A 22,648-nucleotide genomic window follows, 5' to 3' on the forward strand; every position below is an offset into this window, starting at 1 on the left:
CAGGAGAACTATGATGAAAAAATGGCTTTGGATCTTATTCATTTTTCCGCTCGTTGCCAATGCAGCATATGAGAGAAATCAGGCCAGACCTGTGAATCAAGTCGTGTTTGGTGAAGTTGATTCCGTTCGTTATCTCACTCAGCAAGATATTGTCAAAGCTGAATTATCTGGTTGGGAAACGCTGCTTGGCGCTGTCGTTGGAGGTGTTATCGGCAACCAGTTTGGCGGAGGAACTGGGAAGGAAGTCGCCACAGCAGTGGGCGCTGTGGCGGGGGCGGGCATTGCGCACAATCGAGCGAATCAAGAATATAAAATCGAGTACAGGTTGGTCGAACTGCTGATTAAAACAGAACAAGACAAGCTGATTGACGTTATTCAGGATGTCGACAACACCATGCTGTTTGAACGCGGTGACAAAGTACGGATACTGTATTTCGATAACGGTGTAAGGGTCGATAAAGAGTATTGATTTGCCCTATGTGTTGCTATTGCATAAGCCGAATAAAAGATCGCGACTAATTGTGATTTTGGTCTAGTTTTAGGTGTCGATTTTAGATAGGCTGCAACTACGAAGAATTGTTCATCGCTTGCTTAGGAAGGCAAAGCGATCAAGGAATAACGAAATTTAATGGAAAGCCTTACGTTACAACCTATCAATAAAGTCAATGGTGAGGTCAACTTACCTGGTTCAAAGAGTGTTTCAAACCGTGCGCTACTGCTTGCAGCTTTAGCGAAAGGGACGACTCGTCTTACTAACCTACTCGATAGTGATGATATTCGTCATATGCTGAATGCATTGACAAAGCTTGGTGTGAATTACACATTGTCACAAGACAAAACGGTGTGTGAGGTTGAAGGGCTAGGTAAAGCGTTTGATGCTCCGGAAGCATTAGAGCTCTTCTTAGGCAATGCAGGCACGGCAATGCGACCTCTCGCTGCTGCTTTATGTCTGGGCAGCGGAGAGTATGTGCTGACGGGCGAGCCTCGAATGAAAGAACGCCCGATAGGTCACTTAGTCGCAGCACTTCGTCAAGCTGGTGCTGATGTTGAGTACTTAGAAAATGAAGACTTTCCTCCACTGAAAATTAAAGGAACGGGCCTGAAGGGCGGTACGGTTGAAATTGATGGTTCGATCTCAAGTCAATTCCTGACAGCATTTTTGATGTCTGCGCCGCTGGCACAAGACGATGTAACCATTAGAATCGTTGGTGAGTTGGTGTCGAAGCCATACATCGATATTACTCTGCACATCATGTCGCAGTTCGGTGTTGAAGTAGAGAACAATGACTACCAGGAATTTGTCATCCGTAAAGGCCAGTCTTACGTTGCTCCGGGTGACTTTCTAGTCGAAGGTGACGCATCCTCTGCGTCCTATTTCCTGGCTGCTGCTGCGATTAAAGGTGGGCAAATTAAAGTAACGGGCATTGGTAAAAAGAGTATTCAAGGCGACATTCAATTTGCTGACGCATTGGAGAAGATGGGCGCCGAAATTGAGTGGGGAGATGATTATGTGATCGCCCGTGTTGGTGAGCTTAATGCGGTTGATATGGATTTCAACCATATCCCTGACGCTGCAATGACCATTGCGACCACGGCTCTTTTTGCAAAAGGTACGACAGCGATTCGCAATGTCTACAACTGGCGTGTCAAAGAAACCGATCGCTTGTCTGCAATGGCAACGGAGTTGCGCAAAGTGGGGGCTGAAGTGGAAGAAGGTGAAGGCTATATTGTTATAACACCGCCAGAAAACCTGATCCATGCAGCTATAGATACCTATGATGACCACCGAATGGCGATGTGTTTTTCTTTGGTGGCATTGAGTGATACCCCTGTAACGATCAATGACCCGAAATGTACGTCAAAGACCTTCCCGGATTACTTTGACAAGCTGGCTTCTTTAAGTTGCTAGAAATAAAAGCCCTGACGTTGATTATCAGGGCTTTTATCTTCAGTCTTTTAAGGAAAACTCTGTCGAAAGGTGGTGCGCTAAGCACTTGAATATGTTGAACACTGCGGTGGTGTTTGCTGTCGGTAACCCTTCACTATCCAAGAAGTAATTCCCCTTAAACACTAAGACATCGTCCTTTTCTTCGACACTGTCTGCACGCATACCTTCAACATAATCTTCGTGTTCCTGAATGAGGTGGTTAGCAATCAACAGCAGTTCGAATTTGGAAATAGCTATCTTGTCGGTCATGTTTTATTACTCGTTTATTAACGCATCTCTATAATAGAGGCAATTGTAAAAGGGTTGAAGCTCAAAGCCATTGCGACAGATCAATCCAGTGAACCTGACGGATAACTTAGGTTTTGTGACCGGAGGCATAAATTCTTTCGTTGCAGTAGCAGAAGCAATAGAGCCGCGTTTAGTATGTGGCACTTTCGAAGCACCGAGACAATTGCCATTCGTCGATTTGTCGACCAGTCAATGTTGAATTTTAAAAAAGATATTGATCTTCTTGGTTTCTCGCTCAATAGTAAAAAAAGAAGCAATATTTTAAGTATGTCGTGCGTTAAATCGCGAAATCATATTAAGGACACTTGAGTCAATATGGGTAAGTCACTCGTTATTGTGGAGTCGCCTGCTAAGGCTAAAACCATCAATAAGTATTTAGGTAAGGACTTTATTGTTAAGTCCAGTGTGGGTCATGTACGCGATCTACCTACCGCCGGTCAGAGTACCGGCCAAAAATCAGCGGCTGTCTCAACGAAAGGTTTGAGTGTTGAAGAAAAAGCTCGAATCAAAAAAGAAAAAGACCGCAAAGCACTGATCAAAAAAATGGGTATTGACCCAGTTAATGGTTGGGAAGCGAATTATCAGGTTTTGCCTGGTAAAGAAAAAGTGGTTGCGGAGCTACAGAAGCTCGCGAAAGACGCAGATAGCGTCTACCTCGCAACCGATTTGGATCGCGAGGGAGAAGCTATCGCTTGGCACCTTCGTGAGATCATCGGTGGCGATGAAGAGCGATACAAACGAGTTGTCTTTAACGAAATTACTAAGAACGCGATTCAACAAGCTTTCCAGAAACCGGGTGAGCTCAGTATGGATGGTGTTAACGCCCAACAGGCACGCCGCTTTATGGATCGTGTTGTGGGCTTTATGGTTTCACCACTGCTGTGGAAAAAGGTCGCGCGTGGCCTGTCTGCTGGCCGTGTTCAATCGGTGGCGGTAAAACTATTGGTGGAGCGTGAGCGCGAAATCAAAGCGTTTGTTCCGGAAGAGTTTTGGGATATTCACGCGGATACTAAAACTGCTAACAAAACGGATTTCCGTCTTCAAGTTGCCCAGAAAGATGGTGTGGCATTTAAGCCGTCGAATGAAGCTGAAACGCAGTCAGCGATTGCTGTGCTGGAAAAAGCAGCGTACGAAGTTTGCAAACGTGAGGATCGCCCAACGTCGAGCAAGCCTTCTGCTCCGTTCATTACGTCAACGCTTCAGCAAGCAGCCAGCACTCGTTTAGGTTACGGCGTTAAGAAAACGATGATGTTAGCTCAGCGTCTGTATGAAGCGGGTTATATCACGTATATGCGTACCGACTCGACGAACTTGAGTGCAGAAGCAGTAGAAGCGGTTCGTGGGTTCATTGGTGATGAGTATGGTGACGCTTACCTTCCGGCTAAACCGAATGTGTATGGCAGCAAAGAAGGTGCTCAGGAAGCTCACGAAGCGATTCGACCTTCAGATGTGGCAGTGAAAGCTGACGATCTGAAAGGCATGGAAGCGGATGCGCATAAACTGTATTCACTTATCTGGAATCAGTTTGTCGCGTGTCAGATGACACCAGCGAAGTATGATTCAACAACGGTGAGTGTTAAAGCAGCAGAATACACACTTAAAGCGAAGGGCCGCATTCTTAAATTTGACGGCTGGACGCGCGTGCAGCGTCCATTGGGTAAGAATGAAGACCAGATCCTGCCTGCCGTTCAGGTTGGTGACAAGGTTGATTTGATTCAATTAGATCCTAAACAGCACTTTACCAAGCCACCTGCGCGTTTCACAGAAGCAGCTTTGGTTAAAGAACTTGAGAAGCGAGGCATTGGCCGTCCGTCAACGTATGCATCCATCATCTCGACCATTCAGGATCGTGGTTACGTTAAAGTTGAACAACGTCGCTTCTATGCTGAAAAAATGGGTGAAATCGTAACGGATCGCTTAGACGATAGCTTCCATGAGTTGATGAACTACGAGTTTACATCTCGCATGGAAGAGAAGCTTGACCAAATCGCGGAAGGTGAAGCGAACTGGAAGAAAGTGTTAGATAATTTCTTTGGTGACTTTACTAGTGATCTTGAAAAAGCAGAGCAGGACGAAGAGCAAGGGGGCATGAAGCCGAACCATATCGTTTACACTGATATCAAGTGTCCGACGTGTTCGCGTGAAATGGGAATTCGTACGGCCTCAACGGGCGTATTCCTTGGTTGTTCAGGTTATGCTCTTCCGCCAAAAGAACGTTGTAAGACCACCATCAATTTAGGTGATGAAGAAGGCATTATCAATGTTTTAGAAGAAGACGTTGAAACAGCAGCACTTCGTGCGAAAAAGCGTTGTCCGATCTGTGAAACTGCTATGGACGCTTACTTGATTGATGATAAGCGTAAACTACACGTGTGTGGTAACAACCCTAACTGTGATGGTTATGTTGTTGAACATGGCGAATACAAGGTGAAAGGGTACGATGGTCCAGTTGTCGAATGTGACAAGTGTGGCAGTGACATGGTTCTAAAGAACGGTCGCTTTGGTAAATACATGGACTGTACCAGCGAGACATGTAAGAACACGCGCAAGATCCTGAAAAATGGTGAGGTTGCGCCGCCTAAAGAAGATCCAGTTCATCTTCCTGAGCTACCGTGTGAAAACTCAGATGCATACTTTGTATTACGTGATGGTGCTTCAGGTTTGTTCTTGGCAGCAAGCACTTTCCCTAAGTCACGTGAAACTCGTGCTCCTCTTGTGGAAGAGTTAGTTAGATTTAAAGATCGTATTTCTCCGAAATTCCATTATTTGACAACGGCACCAGAAAAGGACCCTGATGGTCTTCCAATGGTGGTACGTTTCAGTAGAAAATCGAAAGAGAACTACGTTCGTTCAGAGATAGATGGAAAACCATCGGGCTATACTGCGCTGTACATTGATGGTAAATGGGAAATTACTGATAAACGTAAGCAAAGCGCAAAGTAGAGTAGTACGTTTAAATTGAATGGGAAAAGCAGCCTAGCAGTAGGCTGCTTTTTTATTATCTGTAGGTTAGGTCGGAATGGGATTTATTGTTTGTTATAAGCCATGTCTTGAGTTCATTAAACTGCCATCTGTTTTTCATATAATTGTGACAACAAAACGCGAATTGCGATCTAAGTCATTACTTTGTAGGCGTTGTGTTAATGGTCTGTTTTATCTGACTATGATTGTGTGACTTACTTCAGAGCCATACAAAGCAAACTTTATCGCGTTCAAGGTATAGCATCTTTTAAATTGTAAATTTAACGAAATACGGTAATTTATAGTAAACCCTGTGCACAGTGAAACTATCAATTTCAGATGAAACATAAAATGGATTTATGTGCGATTGACAGGCTAAAAGTTCCATTTCGTATGTCTGCATGAGTTCAGGCTCGCAACGAGGAAGACAAAGATAAGTCCCCGATATACAAGCTTATCTGCAATTAAAAATTATTATGGAGAATAAATAATGGCTGGTGTTTTAGGAATGATCCTTGCTGGTGGAGAAGGCTCTCGCCTTCGTCCGTTAACAGAGTCCCGCAGTAAGCCTTCGGTTCCTTTTGGTGGTAGTTATCGTCTTATTGATTTTGCTCTCAACAATTTCGTCAATGCTGACTTAATGCGCATCTATGTACTGACTCAGTTCAAATCTCAATCCTTGTTCCATCACCTTAAGAAAGGGTGGAATATAAGCGGCATTACTGATCGGTTCATTGACCCTATCCCGGCACAAATGAGAACGGGTAAACGTTGGTATGAAGGTACTGCGGACGCCATTTACCAGAACCTTCGTTTTATGGAATTAGCTGAGCCGGATCAAGTCTGTATTTTCGGCTCTGATCATATTTATAAAATGGACATCAAGCAGATGCTAGATTTCCATAAAGAAAAGCAAGCATCTCTGACGGTTTCGGCACTGCGTATGCCGTTATCTGAAGCTTCTCAATTTGGCGTTATTGAAGTCGATAACGAAGGGCGGATGGTTGGGTTCGAAGAAAAGCCGACACAGCCTAAGCCGATTCCTGGTGATCCTCAACATGCATTGGTTTCTATGGGCAACTATGTTTTTGAAGCTCAGCCTCTGTTTTCTGAACTGATTGAAGACGCGGATAATCCTGAATCATCCCATGATTTTGGTAAAGATATCATTCCCAAAATGTTCCCGCGCGGTGACGTGTTTGTTTATGACTTTAGCACCAACCGTATTACAGGTGAAAAAGAAGAAGTTTACTGGCGTGATGTAGGGACAATCGATGCTTACTGGGAAGCGCACATGGATTTGCTTGAAAAAGACGCCCCCTTCTCTCTATATAACCGTAAGTGGCCATTACATACCTTCTACCCAGCACTTCCACCAGCAACGTTTACCGACTCTGATAACGGTCGTGTGCAGATCATTGACAGTTTAGTGTGTAATGGCAGTTATATTCGCGGGTCTCGAATTGAAAAGTCTGTATTAGGATTCCGCAGTAATATTGCATCTGCGTGTGATATTAGCGAAAGTATCCTTTTGGGCGACGTGAAAGTCGGTGAAGGCTGTATGTTACGTCGCGTTATCGTCGATAAAGATGTAGACATCGCACCAGGTACACAAATTGGTGTCAATTTAACGGAAGACAAAAAGCACTTTCACGTGTCTGACGATGGAATTGTTGTCATTCCTAAAGGAGCACGAGTTGGCTACTAAGAATTTATCTATTCTGTTTGTAGCATCGGAAGTTGAAGGGCTGATAAAAAGTGGTGGTTTGGCGGATGTAGCCAAAGCACTGCCTGAGGCTCTTTTCAAACTGAATCAAGATGTACGAGTAACATTACCGGCTTATCAAAACATTCCTCATATTGACTCTGCCCCGATTGTGTTGGAGACGAAGCTGGACTATTGGCCTCATACGGAATATAAAGTTCGGGAATTGGGCCTTGTTGGGCTGAAGGTATACGCCATTGACTGCCCGAAATATTTTCAGCGCCCTGAAATGTACGCAGAAAATAATCAGGCATATAGCGATAATGGTGAACGTTTTGCTTTTTTCAGTGCCGCCTGCTTGGATATGTTGGCCAAGCTAGGTTTTCAACCCAATATTATTCATGCTAACGACTGGCATACGGGCTTCGTACCTTATTTGCTAAAACACCGATACGTCCAAGCTGAGTTTTTCGCAGAAACCAAAAGTATCTTGTCAGTACACAATGCGGTGTTCAAAGGGGTATTCAGTTATGAAGAGCTGCAATTTCTTCCTGAGATGCATACCCGATATGCACCTGACGCTGCTGTAAGTCCAACGCATGTCACCATGCTCAAAGCCGGGGTCATGAGCGCGGACAAAATCAATGCTGTGAGCCCGACTTATGCTGAAGAGCTAAAAACTGAGTTGGGAAGCCATGGTATGGCAGCGGAGTTTAAGCAGAGAGAAGGTGATTTAGTTGGAATATTGAACGGTTGTGATTACTCAGCATGGAACCCTGAAACCGATCCGTATTTGCCTGTTAACTACAAGCCAAATCATCAAAGTATGGTGACAGGGAAGAAGGCCTGTAAAAAGGCATTGCAAGAAAGGCTCGGCTTGGTCGATAGCGATGTTGCAATGTACGGCATGGTTTGTCGGTTGACGAATCAAAAAGGGGTTCACTATCTCCTGCCGATTTTAAGTCAGTTTTTACGCCATGATGCCCAACTTGTCATAGTGGGGACAGGTGATCCTGTCCTTGCGTCTAAGCTTAAAGATATCGAAGCTTTACACAGTGAGAAGTTCAAATTTGTAGAAGCGTACGATAATGAATTAGCTCACTTAGTTGAAGCAGGTTCTGACTTCTTCCTCATGCCGTCAGAATTCGAACCTTGTGGCTTAAATCAGATCTACAGTATGGCCTATGGCACATTACCGATAGTGCGTGGTGTGGGAGGGCTAAAGGACAGTGTAAGTGATTATGATGTTGACCCTGATACTGCCACTGGTTTTGTGTTTGACTTACCAGAGCCAAAAGAATTGCTGCTCACTTTACAACGTTCTCTATTGCTATTTGTTCAGAACCCTAACGAATTACAACGTGTTCAGCTGCATGCGATGCAACAGGATTTTTGTTGGAGTAAAGCGGCTGATGAGTATCTGAATTTGTATCTGAGCGTATTCAAATAATACATTTTGCTATGAAAAAGGGCGCCTATTACGGCGCCTTTTTAGTAAAGTTTAGGGTTAATTTGTGGTAATGATGAGTGCAATTCGCATAAGCTGACTCAAAATTGCATAAGTTTGTGATACTCTCCTGACACATCCCCTTTGACCTAATGAACTGAAGAATTTATGAGTGACCGTCTTCTTTTCCATAAGACATATTTGCATCCAACTAGCCAAGAGTGGGTGGTGTTTGTGCATGGTGCAGGGGGGAGTTCATCCATTTGGTTCAAACAGATCAAAGCTTATCGCCAGCATTTCAATCTACTGCTGGTGGATCTGAGAGGACACGGCAAATCAAGCCCATTTCTAAAAGAACTCATATCCAATCGCTATACATTTAAGGCGGTGACAGCAGATATTCTTAAAGTTCTGGATCATCTGAAAATTTCTTCCGCTCACTTTGTGGGCATGTCGCTAGGCACTATTATTGTGAGAAATCTAGCCGAAATGTCTACAGAAAGAGTTAAATCGATGGTTTTAGGAGGCGCTGTAACACGCCTCAACACTCGATCTCAGGTTTTGGTTAGGTTAGGCAACATGTGCAAGCATATTGTGCCCTATATGTGGTTATATCGCTTGTTTGCTTATATTGTTATGCCACAACGAACTCAGAAAGAGTCTCGCCACCTGTTTGTTCGTGAGGCAAAGAAGCTATGCCAGAAAGAGTTCAAACGTTGGTTCATCCTCACGGCAGAGGTGAACCCCTTGATGCGTTACTTTAAGGAGCGTGAATTACCGATCCCAACTTTGTACTTAATGGGAGAGAGGGATTACATGTTCATCCGTCCTGTAAAGGAGATGGTGGCTGCGCATCGCAGAAGTACACTGCTGGAGATTCCGGATTGTGGGCATGTTTGTAATGTTGAACGCCCTGAGGAATTTAATCAGTACTCGATTGCGTTTATCAAAAGTCAGAGCGCGCATACTTAGACTGGGCTTGTTGCCCCACATTGCCAGCATACCCCAAACTGAGCTTCATTTGATTCACCACACTTTTCACAATGCCACTCGTTACCGAAGTCGGACTGTTTAAGATGCTGTTCGACCATTGTGCAGGCTTGTTCTGCCATTTGAGTATCTATTAGCCAAACATAAGGTTGTGAGCTTTCACCGAAGGGGATTTCTCCTTGCAAGCCAAAAATGCCTTCTCCCCTTACTTCACAATCGATATGGTTCGATTTAAGAAGCTCACAGATAATATGAGCTTCTGGTGGGGTATTTGCAGTGAATATCTTCAAGAAGAACTCCCATCTTGAGCTTGAGGTACACCTTTAATCTTACCCATCACCCATTTAGTCACAACAGGGAAAAGCCCTAGTAGGGCGAAAGATGCTAATACAGATGGAGAAACAATGCCGGATAAGCTATCAATTTGCGCCAGTTGTGTCCCCGCATTCAGGTAAACGGCAGTACCCGGTAACATACCCAATTGACTGATTAAATAGAACCTGGCTGTTGAGATCGGTGTTAACCCCATCAGCAGATTGATGAGGAAAAATGGAAATACTGGGATAAGACGCAATGAAAATAAGTAAAATGCGCCATCTCGCTCAACACCTTGGTTAATGGCCTTCAATTTGTCACCAAACTTACTTTGTACCCAGTCTCTGAGTAAGAAACGGCTGCTTAAAAATGCCAAGGTCGCACCTATGGTGCTGGCAAAAGAAACGAGCAGTAAGCTGGTCCAAAAGCCGAATAGCGCAGCGCCAAGTAAGGTAACCACGGCAGCTCCTGGAATTGAAAATGCGGTAATAGCGATATAAGCCAGAAAGTATGTAACGGCGGCCAATGTAAAGTTATTATTGATGTATTCGGATAGCGCCGCTTGCTGAGCTTTGGCGTTTTCTAATGTTAGGTATTGTCCGAAATTGATTCCGAGAAAAGCAATCAGGCTAACCAGTAGGATACCTAACACAAGCTTCTTATTCATAACGACTTCCTCTGTTTTGAGCTTGAGGCAAACGCGCTCAATAAAATTGTTAACAAATAAGAACTGTTTAGCAAAGATTAAATTTCATCAGCTATGAAAAAGCCAACCTATTCGGTTGGCTTTTAAACAATTAGCGACTTAACTATTGAGTTTATTGACTAACTCCTGACGGCGCTCAGGAGGAATGACTGACCAATGTTTGCCATTGATAGCCCCTTCTAGAGCCCAGAGCAGTTCGAGTGACACATCCGCTGAGTGGGTCGCCTGAATAGCTTTAAACGCTTCTACAGAGCCCGCTTCCTCTAGATTTTCCACGCTCTCGATTCCTGCTTTCTTGAGCATTCGCTCGGTTGCAAGGCGGAGGTTAGGTAAGTCCTTGAGGCGATTTGGTCGAGTCTTCGCTTGAGATGTTTTTTCTTTTTTGGCAATGGCCAACGCACTTTGTGCCAACGCAAGGGCACGAGTAGGGCAAGAAGCTACATCATCCGTTAAAGCAAAATATTTGGTAACGACGGGAAAGCCTCGTTTTTTATAAACGTAGGGTTCTAAGCCTTCAGATTTGAATTGATTAGCCAGCTTGTCGTCGGCGCGGATATGGAGTTTATCGTTAACTACCAATGCGAACATTGTGTCGTCTGCGAAGATTCCGAATCCACCGAACATCGAACGTGACTTTATACGACCAAGCTGATCAAAAAGCCGCATCGAGTCTTTAAGTATTGGTTTATCCATGCTGTGTTATCTCGGTGTATATTATTATACGCCACCAAATTCAGGTCCGAGAGATTAGCAAAATAATGCAGATAAAGTGTCAGTAAGGTGTCATACCGAAATAAAATTCACTCGCTAATCCCTGAGTTCTAGAAAGATTATAGAGTGTTGTTTTAAACGATACGGATCGTTTGCATCTTTGCCCATCGGCAACCCCGCTACCTTTCAGTCTCCTGAGTCAGGCCGGAAGCTTTGCGTCCCACTCTTTCGAAGTGGTTTGCCCTGTTCGTGGCATTAGTCGAACATTTTAAGGATAAATAAAATTTGAGGTAAGTATCACATCTTGATTGATCAAATGTGATCTTGGTTCAAGTAAATTGCTTTAAAATGATATGTCCGACCAATAGATTGAGCTATCAGTCGGATGACAGCTAATGCTATTTGTTTAAGTTGTATACGGTATCGCGCACAACGATCTCAGGGTGCATTTCGAATACACGCTTCTCGTGTTCTTTGTCTTTGATACGCTCAAGTAAAATTTCAAACGCATTTTTACCAACGCGACGTTTAGGCTGGTGAACTGTGGTTAGTGGTGGTGAGAAGTACTCGGCAAGTTCAATATTGTCGTATCCAATCACCGAAATATCTTCAGGAACACGAATACCTTTTTGCTGAAGTCGACTCATTAAACCTAATGCCATGGTATCGTTGAAACAAAATACGGCAGTTGGTTTGTTGTCCATAGCGACAATTTTATCGGCAGCCAGTACAGCGGTATCACACTCGAAGTTACCTTCAAGAATCCAGTTTTCGTTGACAGAGAGGTTGGCTTCACCCATCGCTCGTCGGAAACCTTGGATGCGCTCTTGACATGCAGCTTTTTCGAAGTGACCACTGAGACAAGCGATATATTTGTGGCCATTGTCTATCAGATATTTAGTCGCTAGGTAGCCACCTTCTTCTGAATTGTCGATGATTTTATCGGCTTGAGAGCTTTCAGGTCCCCAATCCATGACCACTTTTGGAATATCCTTATGGCGGTCTAGCATCTCACTTAATTCTTCTGTGAGGTCAGAACACATAACGAGGATACCGTCCACGCGCTTTTCTGCTAGCATACGGATATAGTCACGCTGTTTCTCGTAAATGCCACCAGTATTACACAGGATCAATGTGTAGCCCTGACGGTAACAGTAGCTTTCTACGCCGTCGATGACTTCAGAAAAGAATAGGTTGGTCGATTGGGTAACAAGCATACCGATAGTTCGAGTGCTGTTACATTTTAAGCTTCGTGCGACCGCGCTTGGTGCATAATTCAATTCGGCAACGGCTTCCATGACTTTTTCTTGTGTTGCTTCAGCAACAAAGCGCGTCTTATTGATCACGTGAGAAACTGTTGTAGTTGACACGCCAGCTAGGCGTGCCACATCTTTAATAGTGGCCATAAGGTTTTGTCCTGTCGATGACTGCCAGGAAGTATATTCAGAGTGTAGAATAATTCGGCAGAAAGTATCAGAAACACAAAAACCGCTTTATTCAGCGGTTTGTCTCTAGTTCGTTCATTTTTATCGTTTGCGGTCACGATTTTAGACCGCAAACAGAAGAAGAGCAAATAAAAAACGAAGGTGTGATAAGTTTTAAATCACAGATTAACAATAAGGTTATTCACCTTTAAGATAGGTGCAATCAAGTTCAAGAAACGCAATCAGTAATGAAGCTGTTGCCGCGTAAAACCCAAATTCATCCAAAGCTTGGCACTTTCTAGTGAATTGTGGAAGCCAACTTAAAAGATGTTTATGAATAAACTGTTCCTGCTCGATAAAAGCATCTTCCATGTGGCGTTCTTGTTCTAACTCGTTGGAGCGGATAATCAAGTTTCCTAAAAAGTCGAGCTCAATCGCGAGGTGATCCGCCGGTTCATTCAGCGCTTTATCAACTTCAATGCCGTGTTTAGTCATTAGCTGTTCCATGTCTGTTGCAGGCTGATCATTGAGAAGCCCAGATTTGCCTATGTACACGGAAGCGTAGGGTAGCGCCGAGTCTTTGTCTGACTTTAGAAACAAATCGCAGAAGTCAGCGGCCAGTTCGAGCTGGGCATCTTCGCGATCGATAAGACGATTGAGTGCATCGACTAATTTGTGTATGGCCGACTCCAGATGAGGGTTTTCTCCCAGCCCAGTCAGAAAGGAACGGATTTCTGCTGAGTGATACTGCTGGAGGTTTTCCTCTGTTAACTCCTTGGCAAACAGGCTGGATAACCACCAGTAGATTTCAGCACGTTTTTCGTTGAATGCTTTGATTTCTTGCATTGGTTAAGACTCCTGGAAATTCTATTTATCAGTTTAACGAATAAAAATGAATAGCGGTAATGGCGGTTGTTTCAGATTGAGTGCAAAAATGGAAAGTTATTAATGGCCTAAGCGAGGTTTGTTTTGAATCAATAAAACATCGCCTTTCTGGTTTGAAAGCGGTCAAAAGCTAGAAATGTGACTGATTATGAATAGAATGAATGAGAGACAATTTCAAAATGTAATTAAGTGGTGTAAATGAGCTATCACGTATTAGTTGTAGAGGATGATGCCGCCACTCGCAGTAAACTGGTTGGTTACTTTCAGAATGAAGGTTACCAAGTGAGTGAAGCGGAAAGTGGAGAGCAAATGCGCGATACACTGCAAAATCATGCGGTTGATTTGGTGATGCTTGACATTAACCTACCAGGTGAAGATGGGCTAATGCTCACTCGTGAGCTTCGCAGTCAGTCTGATATTGGTATTATCCTCGTTACAGGACGTACGGATAGCATTGATAAAATTGTTGGTCTTGAGATGGGGGCCGATGATTACGTCACTAAACCGTTTGAGCTTCGAGAGCTGCTTGTTCGGGTTAAAAACCTCCTTTGGCGTATATCGGCAGTACGAAGTGCTGGTGAGCTGAGTGAGCGGAAAAAAGATGATGGCAATATTGTACGTTTTGCGGAGTGGACCTTTGATGTGCAGCGTCGAGCATTGAGTAAAAATGGTGAGCCAGTGAAGCTGACTAAAGCAGAATATGAATTGCTAGTTGCTTTGTCGTCATACCCAAATCAAGTCCTGAGCCGAGAACGTATCTTGAATATGATTAGCCATCGAGTTGATGCGCCGAATGATCGCACCATTGATGTTTTAATAAGACGTATGCGCGCTAAGATGGAATTTGACCCCAAGAACCCACAAATCTTTGTTACCGTCCATGGAGAAGGGTACATGTTTGCGGGTGATTGACCTAAACAGATAAGCAAAAAATACCGAGGCATGCCTCGGTATTTTTCATTTGATTAAACGTTACTGTCGGAAGCGTGTACCGCTTTCTCTTCGTAATCGGATGCCCAGTCACGTAACGATTGCCAGATGCGGCCCAGCGTTTCATGCCAATAGCGCTCAGTTTGCTCAAGGTAGACAGCTTTCGGTGTGTACTTAGCCCACGCCTGAGTGACATTATCATGAGCCAAATAGTTGGTTGGCGCAGGGTAAGGCTTAAGGCCGGCAGAATGGAATTCATTCAGTGCACGTTTCATGTGGCTGGCGGAAGTGACCACGACCAATTTTTTGCGCTTAACAAACGCAGCAGCTTGCCTTGCTTCTTCCCAAGTATCCTTCGCTGTTTCTAGCAGAATAATATCCGACTTTGAAACGCCTAATGCGAGCGCAACTTTGGCCATCATACGAGCATTACTGACTTCAGAACCGCCTGCGTAACCTGACAGAATCAGCTTAGACCCTGGGTAGATACGCATGATGCGTATTCCTTCCGTCAGGCGCATCAGGCCGGTGCGACTTAACTCAGACGTGGGAGGGATTCGGTCGTCCACCACGTGACCACTACCTAACACCATAACATAATCGATCGTCTCATCGACCGGAAAAAAAGCAGAATACTGACGCTCAAGTGGCATCAGGAGACGAGAAGAAACTGGCTGGAATGCAATGAGAAAAATACCAATGAAAGAGAATAGAACAACAAAACAGCCTGTTTTTTGCTTCCTTGTAAACATAATCAGCATCAGGCCTAAAAAACCGATGATCAGCATTGCTGGCAAAGGCATTAAAAGGGATGACACCACTTTTTTCAGCTCAAACATACTTAAATAGTCCGAAAAAACACCAATTGATTTTAATTTAAGAGAATCCCTCTTTATATCTGCCTTTCTTATGACAGAATAGCAGCACGATACGACATGATAACCTAAGCCGCCGTGACTGAAGACCGCAATTTCGACGATATTGCCCACAAATTTGTAAAAAACATCTACGGCTCCGACAAAGGAGAGATACGCCAAGTTATTGTTTGGGAAGAACTTGAACAACTACTATGTGCGGTTAATGGTAGCAGGAAAAGTCTTGATGTGCTGGATGCTGGTGGCGGATTAGCACAAATGTCGCAAAAGCTGGCTAAACTCGGACATCGAGTCGCTTTATGTGATCTATCTTTGGAAATGCTGCAACTAGCCAAGCAGGATATTGAAAAAAATGGCTTGCTTGAGCAGTATCGCTTGATTCATTCGCCAGTCCAGAACATTGCAGAGCATCTGGAACAGCCCGTTGATGTGGTGATATTCCATGCTGTGATGGAGTGGTTGGCAGACCCTAAGCCCGCTTTAGAAACGGTGCTTAAGCAGGTGAAACCGGGGGGCGCAGCTTCCATCATGTTCTACAACCATCATGGTCTGGTCTACAAGAATGTCGTGTGCGGAAATATTCCTCATGTATTAGAGGGCATGCCGCATCGAAAACGATTTAAATTACAGCCGCAGAAAGGGCTTAAACCAGAAGAGGTTTATCAGTGGATTGAAGACGCTGGCTTTGAAATCTGTGGCAAAGCTGGTATTCGCTGTTTCAGTGACTATATCGGAAACAGAGAATACATGGGCGACTATAAAACAGAAGATGTGGTGGAACTTGAGCGACAGCTGTGTCGACAAGAGCCCTACCTCTCGCTAGGCCGATACATACATGTATGGGCCAAAAAGAAAGAAGAACAGGAATAATAATGAGTGAGATGACTCTCAACGCTGCTGAGCAACCCATCGATGAATTGGTTGGCTGGGTAAAGCAGCACGATTTCTCATTAAACCTGCCGACTGAACGTCTCGCATTTCTCATCGCTATTGCAGTGCTTAGCAATGAGAGGTTTGATGAAGAATTGGGTGAAGGTGAATTGCACGACGCATTTACTATCGTCACTCGATTATTTGAGGATACCGGAGAAGCGTCTGCTTTCCGGGCTAACAACGCAATTAATGAGATGGTAAAGCAGAGGCTGATTAGCCGCTTTACCAGTGAAGTGAACGATGGCGCAAGTATTTATCGCTTGTCGCCGCTCGCGATTGGAATTACGGACTATTATGTTCGCCATCGTGAGTTTTCTAAGTTACGCCTCTCTATCCAATTGTCGATGGTGGCGGATGAAATGGCGAAAGCGATTGAATCTGCTCAGCAAGGCGGGACGCCGGGGCACTGGAAAAAGAACGTTTATGGTGTGCTCAAATATTCTGTGGGTGAGATATTCGATCAAATTGATCTCAACCAACGTGTTATGGATGAGCAGCAACAATCCGTCAAAATACAAATTGCTGAGCTGCTTAACAAAGATTGGCGTGAAGCGATCAATAACTGTGAAGAGTTGTTATCTGAAACGTCTAGTACGTTACGAGAACTGCAAGATACGTTACAAGCCGCTAGTGACGAGCTACAAACTCAAATTCTCGATATTCAGGAAATTGTCTACGGGCAAGAAGACTTAGAGTTTATTGAGGAAGCCCTGTTTGGCCTGCAAATGAAGCTTGACCGCATTACCAGCTGGGGCCAACAGGCGATTGACCTATGGATCGGCTACGACAGACACGTGCATAAATTTATCCGCACTGCAATTGACATGGATAAGAACCGTGCCTTCAGCACGCGTTTACGTCAGTCAGTCAAAGATTACTTCGACACACCTTGGTATCTCACTTATGCCGATGCAGAAAGGTTAGTCGATCTCCGCGATGAAGCACTGGTTCTTCGAGATGACGAAGTGACCGGACAAGTGCCTCTGGAAGTGGAGTATGAAGAATTCCAACAAGTGAATGATGAGCTTTCTGAGCGCATAGGTGACATGCTCAAAGTACATAAAGAGCAGGGTACAGCAATCCATCTTGGAGCCGTATTACGCGACTATCTAGCACAGCATCCGCGCACTCATCATTTCGATTTAGCTCGTATCGTCATTGATCAAGCAGTACGTCTGGGTTACTCCGAATCGGATTATCAAGCGATTCAGCCAGACTGGCAGGCAATTAACGAATACGGAGCAAAGGTACAAGCAAATGTCATCGACCGATACTAATGATTACATGTCAGAAAATCTGGCAAAAGCGATTTCAAATCCACTTTTCCCGGCGCTAGACAGCATGCTTCGTGCCGGACGTCATATTTCTACCGAAGATCTTGACAATCACGCTCTGCTGTCTGACTTTGAAGTTGAGCTGTCTTCATTTTACCAGCGTTACAACACTGAATTGGTGAAAGCACCGGAAGGCTTCTTTTACCTTCGCCCGCGTTCAACGTCCCTGATTAACCGCAGTGTGCTGTCTGAGCTCGACATGCTGGTGGGCAAGGTGTTGTGTTTCCTCTACCTAAGCCCAGAGCGCTTAGCACATGAGGGAATCTTTACCAATCAGGAACTGTATGAAGAGCTGTTGGCTTTATCTGATGAGAAAAAGCTGATGAAGCTGGTCACCAACCGCGCGACTGGCTCAGATTTAGATAAAGAAAAACTGTTTGAAAAAGTCCGCACTTCTTTGCGTCGTTTACGCCGCCTAGGCATGATCATTAATATTGGTGAAACGGGTAAATTCAGTATCAGTGAGTCGGTATTCCGTTTTGGTGCTGATGTCCGTGTGGGCGACGACATGCGTGAAGCGCAGTTACGCTTGATCCGTGATGGTGAAGCTGTAGTGCATACCAAAGAGCCAAGCCAAGGCAGCTTACTGGCAGAATCAGAACAAGGTGATGAGTCATCTCAATCAGAAAAATTAGAAGAAGGTGAAGCATGATTGAAAGAGGTAAATATCAATCGCTGACCATGGTCAACTGGAACGGCTTCTTTGCACGAACCTTTGACATTGATGGCTTAGTTACCACGTTATCCGGGGGTAATGGTGCAGGTAAATCAACCACAATGGCGGCATTCATTACAGCCTTGATACCTGACCAGACGCTGCTGCATTTCCGAAATACGACCGAGGCGGGCAGTAGCCAGTCTTCACGTGACAAAGGCCTCTACGGTAAATTGCAGCCAGGTGCGTGTTATGCGGCACTGGATGTCGTGAACTCACGTAATCAACGCTTACTGTTTGCAGTGAAGCTGCAGCAAGTCGCGGGTCGCGATAAGAAAGTGGATATCAAACCGTTCGTGATTCAAGGGCTTCCAAGCAGTGTGAAGCCGACGGATATTCTGATTGAAAGTGTTTCTGCGACTCAGGCGCGTGTTCGTCAGATCAACGAAATCAAAGAGTCAGTCGCGCAATACGAAGGTGTTCAGCTTAAGACTTTCAATTCGATTGTCGATTACCACGCGCAAATGTTTGAATTTGGCGTGATTCCTAAGAAGTTGCGTAACTCTAGTGACCGTTCTAAGTTCTATCGCTTGATTGAGGCGTCGCTGTACGGTGGTATTTCGAGTGCGATCACCCGCTCATTACGCGACTACCTACTGCCTCAGAATGGTGGTGTTAAGAAAGCCTTCCAGGACATGGAATCGGCGCTGCGTGAAAACCGCATGACGCTTGAAGCGATTAAAACGACTCAAGCAGATCGAGACCTGTTTAAACACCTGATCACCGAATCGACAAATTACGTGGCAGCTGACTACATGCGCCATGCAAATGATCGTCGTAATAAGCTTGAGCAGACTCTGTCTCTGCGCTCTGAATTGTTTGGTTCACGTGAAACACTGGTTGAGCAAAACAATTTACTTAATCGCGTTCAAGAAGAGCTTGAATTGCTGGTGGAGTCTGAATCGGCTCTAGAGCAAGACTATCAAGCGGCCTCCGACCACTTACAGCTTGTCCAGAATGCACTGCGTCAGCAGGAAAAGATCGAACGCTATCAAGAAGATCTTGAAGAGCTGAGTGAACGACTTGAAGAACAGATGATGGTCGTTGAAGAAGCGCAAGAGCGCGTTCTGATGATGGAAGAGCAAGCAACGGTTGCGGAAGAAGAGGTCGACAGCCTTAAGACTCAGTTAGCCGATTATCAGCAAGCGCTGGACGTTCAGCAAACCCGCGCGCTTCAATACCAGCAAGCAGTGCAAGCGCTTGAGAAAGCGAAAACCTTGCTGGGGGATGAGGACCTTACTGCTGAGCGCGCGCACTCGATGGTCTCTGAGCTGAAAAATCAGGAATCAGAGAGCACGGCAGCGTTGCTGTCGGTGAAACACAAACTGGATATGTCTTCAGCCGCCGTTGAGCAGTTTGAGACGGCGCTTACCTTGGTTCGTAAGATTGCTGGTGACTCAGTGGAGCGTAAAAACGCCTCTGAAGTTGCAAAGCAGTCGATTCGTCAAGCGCGAGATGCTGAGCAAATTGCACAAAATGAACAACAATGGCGTGCGCAGCATCGCGATCTTGAGCGAAACCTCAATCAACAGCGTCAGGCGCGTGAATTAGTCAGTGCTTATCAGAAACAACATAATGTGGAATTGGTTGATGAGCTGACCTTTGAGCAGGAGCGTGAACGTCATGCGATGCAGGTTGAATCTCTTGAGATGGCTCAAGAAGAGGTTCGCGAGCAGCGCAGTGAACAGCGCCGTTTCGAACAAGAGGCAGCAGCGGAAATAAAGAAATTAGAAGCCATCGCACCGACTTGGATTGCTGCTCATGATGCTCTGGAAGCGCTCAAGGAGCAGAGCGGGGCTGACTTGTATGACAGTCAGGCTGTCATGTCTCAAATGCAAATCGTACTTGAGCAAGAAAAGCAACAGTCATTGGCCAAAGAAAAGCTCGCAGAGCGTCGTACGCATCTAGAAAATGAAATTGAGCGGTTAGCGTCACCGGGTGGCTCCAATGATCCTCGTCTGAAAGGCTTAGCTGACACATTAGGTGGTGTGCTGCTTTCAGAGATCTATGACGATATCACCATTGGCGATGCGCCTTATTTCAGTGCGATGTATGGTCCATCTCGTCATGCGATTGTGGTGTCTGACCTAACGGGTATTGAAGAAAAGCTGGTTGAGCTGGACGATTGCCCTGAAGACCTTTACATCATTGAAGGCGATATCGATGCCTTTGATGACAGCTCATTTGATGCAGAAGAACTGGAAGGTGCAGTTTGTGTTCGCATGAACGATCGCCAGATGCGTTACTCACGTTTCCCAGAAATTCCTTTGTTTGGTCGTGCCGCGCGTGAACAACGTTTAGAGTTGCTACGTAATGAGCGCGAAGAAGTGGTTGAGCAGCATGCGAAAGCAGCGTTCGATTCGCAAAAACTTCAGCGTCTATATCAGGCATTCAACAACTTCGTTGCCAAGCACATCCAGGTTGCTTTTGAGGCCGATCCTGAGCAGGCTTTGATGACTGTGCGTGACAAACGCACTCAGGTGTCTCGTGTGCTAGCAGACTTAGACGCCAAAGAGCAGCAGCAACGCTCTCAATTGTTAGCGAGTAAGCAGGCGTTGTCCTCGCTGGATAAATTAGCACCAATGATGGTGTTGATTGAAGATGATTCACTGACACTGCGTTTCGAAGAGCTTGAAGAAAAAATCGCTCAACTGTCTGAAGCAAAAGCATTTTTGAGCAGCCACGCGAAAACAGTCGCTGAACTGGAAAAAATTGCCTCAGCACTTGAAGCCGACCCTGAGCAATTCGATGCGCTGGAAGCCGAATATAAGGCCGCGGATGTTCAGTTACAGGAACTGAAGAAGCAGATCTTTGCATTGTCTGACTTGGTGGAGCGTCGCCACTACTTCGCCTATTCAGACTCCGTTGATCTGCTTAATAAGAGCAGTGAATTGAGTGAGCAACTCAAAACTAAACTTGTTGAAGCGGAGAGGCAGCGTACTCGCTCTCGTGATGAGCTGAAACAGGCGCAAGGGCAAATGAACCAATACAATCAGGTATTGGCTTCCTTGAAGAGTTCTCATCAGGCTAAGCAGGAAACGGTTCAAGAATTTAAGCAAGAGCTTCAAGAATTCGGTGTTACTGCAGACGAAGGCGCACAAGAGCGCGCCATGCGTCGTCGAGACGAGTTGCAGGAACGTCTGCATACGTCACGCAGTCGTAAGAGTGAATACGAGCGTACCATCACGTCGACTGAGCTGGAAATGAAAGGTCTGGCCAAACGTCTTAAGAAGGTTCAGAAAGAATACATTGAGCTGCGCACCTTTGTGGTTGCAGCGAAAGCAGGTTGGTGTTTCGTACTGCGCTTAGCACGTGAAAATGATGTTGAGCGTCGCTTGCACAAGCGTGAACTGGCGTATATGTCAGCGGATGAGTTGCGTTCGATGTCAGATAAATCGTTGGGTGCATTGCGTCTGGCGGTTGCCGATAACGAGGACTTGCGTGATGCATTGCGTCTGTCTGAAGACAATGCACGACCTGAACGCAAAGTGCTATTCTATATCGCAGTATATCAGCATCTTCGTGAACGTATTCGTCAGGATATCATCCACACTGATGATCCCGTTGAGGCGATTGAAGAGATGGAAGTGGAGCTTGCTCGATTGACCGAGGAGCTGACGCAACGTGAAAATCGTCTGGCAATCAGTTCTGAATCTGTGGCTAGTATCATCAAGAAAACGATCCAGCGCGAGCAAAACCGTATCCGCATGCTTAACCAAGGATTATCGAATATTGCCTTTGGTCAAGTGAAAGGCGTTCGCTTGAATGTGAAGATACGTGAAAGTCACGAAATTTTGCTTCATGGTCTAGCTTCACAGCAAGAGCAACACAAAGACTTGTTTGAGACCTCTCGTTATACCTTCTCAGAGGCGATGGCGAAGTTGTTCCAGCGTGTTAACCCACATATCGATATGGGTCAACGTAGCCCGCAAGTTCTGGGTGAAGAACTGCTGGACTACCGTAACTACCTTGAGTTGAGTGTGGAAGTCTGCCGTGGTTCAGACGGCTGGTTACAAGCTGAATCAGGCGCTCTGTCGACGGGTGAAGCGATCGGTACCGGCCAGTCTATTCTTCTTATGGTCGTTCAGAGCTGGGAAGAGGAATCTCGCCGACTGCGTAGCAAAGATATTGTTCCTTGTCGTCTGTTGTTCTTGGATGAAGCTGCGCGCTTAGATGCCAAGTCGATTTCGACCTTATTTGAGTTGTGTGACCGTCTCGATATGCAACTTCTGATTGCCGCGCCAGAGAATATCAGCCCAGAAAAGGGCACCACTTATAAGCTTGTTCGTAAGGTATTTAAAGACCATGAGCATGTGCATGTGGTTGGTCTACGAGGTTTTGGACAGGCAGAGCAGAATAAATCAGAAGCTCAGGAGCTGATTGAAGAGCTGTAATAGATACGGCGGTAAAGTCGCCTTTCTATTATCACTCCAGCACATATCGTACATAAAAAAGCCTGCTTGTGATGACAAGCAGGCTTT

18 protein-coding genes and 1 riboswitch are annotated in these 22,648 nt (G+C 45.2%); of the genes, 11 read left to right on the forward strand and 7 right to left on the reverse strand.

From position 1 onward, the window contains the following. Positions 1-13: 13 nt before the first annotated feature. Both L1D31_RS16910 and aroA read left to right on the forward strand, forming a co-directional pair. Positions 14-469, forward strand: coding sequence for a glycine zipper 2TM domain-containing protein (locus tag L1D31_RS16910; protein ID WP_239838277.1), 456 nt, complete (start codon positions 14-16; stop codon positions 467-469). 159 nt (positions 470-628) lie between these two features. Beyond that, the gene (gene aroA / locus L1D31_RS16915; protein ID WP_239838236.1) at positions 629-1,909 is read left to right on the forward strand and encodes a 3-phosphoshikimate 1-carboxyvinyltransferase; all 1,281 of its coding nucleotides are present in this window, start codon (positions 629-631) and stop codon (positions 1,907-1,909) included. Positions 1,910-1,948: 39 nt separating this feature from the next. Here the strand turns inward: aroA and L1D31_RS16920 are convergent, their stop codons facing one another. After that, positions 1,949-2,197: a DUF2498 family protein gene (locus L1D31_RS16920; protein WP_239838237.1), complete on the reverse strand. Its 249-nt coding sequence runs from the start codon at positions 2,195-2,197 to the stop codon at positions 1,949-1,951. A gap of 354 nt (positions 2,198-2,551) precedes the next feature. Between L1D31_RS16920 and topA the strand changes: the two genes are divergently transcribed. The 4 genes from topA (at position 2,552) to L1D31_RS16940 (ending at position 9,321) form a co-directional block, all read left to right on the forward strand. Continuing rightward, on the forward strand, positions 2,552-5,179 hold the full coding sequence (gene topA, locus L1D31_RS16925) for a type I DNA topoisomerase (RefSeq protein ID WP_239838238.1): 2,628 nt from the start codon (positions 2,552-2,554) through the stop codon (positions 5,177-5,179). Positions 5,180-5,687: 508 nt separating this feature from the next. Further along, on the forward strand, positions 5,688-6,905 hold the full coding sequence (gene glgC / locus L1D31_RS16930) for a glucose-1-phosphate adenylyltransferase (RefSeq protein WP_239838239.1): 1,218 nt from the start codon (positions 5,688-5,690) through the stop codon (positions 6,903-6,905). Next, positions 6,895-8,352 carry a glycogen synthase GlgA gene (gene glgA, locus L1D31_RS16935; protein ID WP_239838240.1) on the forward strand — a complete coding sequence of 486 codons (1,458 nt, stop codon included), beginning with the start codon at positions 6,895-6,897 and terminating at the stop codon, positions 8,350-8,352. Before glgC ends, glgA begins: the two co-directional genes overlap by 11 nt. 165 nt (positions 8,353-8,517) lie before the next feature. Beyond that, positions 8,518-9,321, forward strand: coding sequence for an alpha/beta hydrolase (locus L1D31_RS16940; protein ID WP_239838241.1), 804 nt, complete (start codon positions 8,518-8,520; stop codon positions 9,319-9,321). Here L1D31_RS16940 and L1D31_RS16945 read toward each other — a convergent pair. The 5 genes from L1D31_RS16945 to torD form a co-directional block, all read right to left on the reverse strand. After that, entirely contained in the window at positions 9,318-9,629 is a 312-nt protein-coding gene (locus L1D31_RS16945) for a DUF2007 domain-containing protein (protein WP_239838242.1), read from the reverse strand. The genes L1D31_RS16940 and L1D31_RS16945 overlap by 4 nt on opposite strands. Beyond that, positions 9,626-10,321, reverse strand: coding sequence for a TVP38/TMEM64 family protein (locus L1D31_RS16950; protein ID WP_239838243.1), 696 nt, complete (start codon positions 10,319-10,321; stop codon positions 9,626-9,628). Before L1D31_RS16950 ends, L1D31_RS16945 begins: the two co-directional genes overlap by 4 nt. Before the next feature lie 138 nt (positions 10,322-10,459). Further along, complete coding sequence (locus tag L1D31_RS16955; RefSeq protein WP_239838244.1) at positions 10,460-11,053, reverse strand: TfoX/Sxy family DNA transformation protein; 594 nt, start codon at positions 11,051-11,053, stop codon at positions 10,460-10,462. Between the two features lie 184 nt (positions 11,054-11,237). After that, a riboswitch (cyclic di-GMP riboswitch) is annotated at positions 11,238-11,324 on the reverse strand. Positions 11,325-11,469: 145 nt separating this feature from the next. Next, on the reverse strand, positions 11,470-12,477 hold the full coding sequence (gene purR, locus L1D31_RS16960) for an HTH-type transcriptional repressor PurR (protein ID WP_239838245.1): 1,008 nt from the start codon (positions 12,475-12,477) through the stop codon (positions 11,470-11,472). 216 nt (positions 12,478-12,693) lie between these two features. Next, the gene (gene torD, locus L1D31_RS16965; protein WP_239838246.1) at positions 12,694-13,341 is read right to left on the reverse strand and encodes a molecular chaperone TorD; all 648 of its coding nucleotides are present in this window, start codon (positions 13,339-13,341) and stop codon (positions 12,694-12,696) included. Positions 13,342-13,578: 237 nt separating this feature from the next. Between torD and torR the strand changes: the two genes are divergently transcribed. Then, positions 13,579-14,292: a two-component system response regulator TorR gene (torR, locus tag L1D31_RS16970; protein WP_239838247.1), complete on the forward strand. Its 714-nt coding sequence runs from the start codon at positions 13,579-13,581 to the stop codon at positions 14,290-14,292. A gap of 53 nt (positions 14,293-14,345) precedes the next feature. On the opposite strand, the gene elyC is transcribed toward torR, so the two are convergent. Continuing rightward, the gene (elyC, locus tag L1D31_RS16975) at positions 14,346-15,149 is read right to left on the reverse strand and encodes an envelope biogenesis factor ElyC (protein ID WP_239838248.1); all 804 of its coding nucleotides are present in this window, start codon (positions 15,147-15,149) and stop codon (positions 14,346-14,348) included. A 114-nt stretch (positions 15,150-15,263) separates the two neighbouring features. On the opposite strand from elyC, the gene cmoM reads away from it, so the two are divergent. Genes cmoM through mukB form a run of 4 tightly spaced genes read left to right on the forward strand, consistent with a single transcriptional unit; the run spans position 15,264 to position 22,561 of the window. Continuing rightward, positions 15,264-16,055 (forward strand): tRNA uridine 5-oxyacetic acid(34) methyltransferase CmoM, encoded by a 792-nt coding sequence (gene cmoM, locus L1D31_RS16980; RefSeq protein WP_239838249.1) that lies wholly within the window; start codon positions 15,264-15,266, stop codon positions 16,053-16,055. A 2-nt stretch (positions 16,056-16,057) separates the two neighbouring features. Further along, positions 16,058-17,395: a chromosome partition protein MukF gene (gene mukF, locus L1D31_RS16985; RefSeq protein ID WP_239838250.1), complete on the forward strand. Its 1,338-nt coding sequence runs from the start codon at positions 16,058-16,060 to the stop codon at positions 17,393-17,395. Continuing rightward, positions 17,376-18,104: a chromosome partition protein MukE gene (gene mukE, locus L1D31_RS16990; protein WP_006962903.1), complete on the forward strand. Its 729-nt coding sequence runs from the start codon at positions 17,376-17,378 to the stop codon at positions 18,102-18,104. The genes mukF and mukE overlap by 20 nt, the downstream gene beginning before the upstream one ends. Next, a complete protein-coding gene (gene mukB / locus L1D31_RS16995; protein WP_239838251.1) occupies positions 18,101-22,561 on the forward strand; it encodes a chromosome partition protein MukB in 4,461 nt (1,486 codons plus the stop codon). The genes mukE and mukB overlap by 4 nt, the downstream gene beginning before the upstream one ends. Positions 22,562-22,648: the final 87 nt, after the last annotated feature.

This window comes from Vibrio sp. Isolate23 (assembly GCF_022398095.1).
Taxonomy (GTDB): domain Bacteria; phylum Pseudomonadota; class Gammaproteobacteria; order Enterobacterales; family Vibrionaceae; genus Vibrio; species Vibrio coralliilyticus_A.

Excerpts from the sequence above, each read along its gene's own strand:
- L1D31_RS16950 (WP_239838243.1), bottom strand. The coding sequence starts at position 10,321 with ATGAATAAGAAGCTTGTGTTAGGTATCCTACTGGTTAGCCTGATTGCT.
- glgC (WP_239838239.1), top strand. The coding sequence starts at position 5,688 with ATGGCTGGTGTTTTAGGAATGATCCTTGCTGGTGGAGAAGGCTCTCGC.
- mukF (WP_239838250.1), top strand. The coding sequence starts at position 16,058 with ATGAGTGAGATGACTCTCAACGCTGCTGAGCAACCCATCGATGAATTG.
- purR (WP_239838245.1), bottom strand. The coding sequence starts at position 12,477 with ATGGCCACTATTAAAGATGTGGCACGCCTAGCTGGCGTGTCAACTACA.
- L1D31_RS16920 (WP_239838237.1), bottom strand. The coding sequence starts at position 2,197 with ATGACCGACAAGATAGCTATTTCCAAATTCGAACTGCTGTTGATTGCT.
- mukE (WP_006962903.1), top strand. The coding sequence starts at position 17,376 with ATGTCATCGACCGATACTAATGATTACATGTCAGAAAATCTGGCAAAA.
- L1D31_RS16955 (WP_239838244.1), bottom strand. The coding sequence starts at position 11,053 with ATGGATAAACCAATACTTAAAGACTCGATGCGGCTTTTTGATCAGCTT.
- L1D31_RS16910 (WP_239838277.1), top strand. The coding sequence starts at position 14 with ATGAAAAAATGGCTTTGGATCTTATTCATTTTTCCGCTCGTTGCCAAT.
- topA (WP_239838238.1), top strand. The coding sequence starts at position 2,552 with ATGGGTAAGTCACTCGTTATTGTGGAGTCGCCTGCTAAGGCTAAAACC.
- torD (WP_239838246.1), bottom strand. The coding sequence starts at position 13,341 with ATGCAAGAAATCAAAGCATTCAACGAAAAACGTGCTGAAATCTACTGG.
- elyC (WP_239838248.1), bottom strand. The coding sequence starts at position 15,149 with ATGTTTGAGCTGAAAAAAGTGGTGTCATCCCTTTTAATGCCTTTGCCA.
- L1D31_RS16940 (WP_239838241.1), top strand. The coding sequence starts at position 8,518 with ATGAGTGACCGTCTTCTTTTCCATAAGACATATTTGCATCCAACTAGC.
- torR (WP_239838247.1), top strand. The coding sequence starts at position 13,579 with ATGAGCTATCACGTATTAGTTGTAGAGGATGATGCCGCCACTCGCAGT.
- mukB (WP_239838251.1), top strand. The coding sequence starts at position 18,101 with ATGATTGAAAGAGGTAAATATCAATCGCTGACCATGGTCAACTGGAAC.
- aroA (WP_239838236.1), top strand. The coding sequence starts at position 629 with ATGGAAAGCCTTACGTTACAACCTATCAATAAAGTCAATGGTGAGGTC.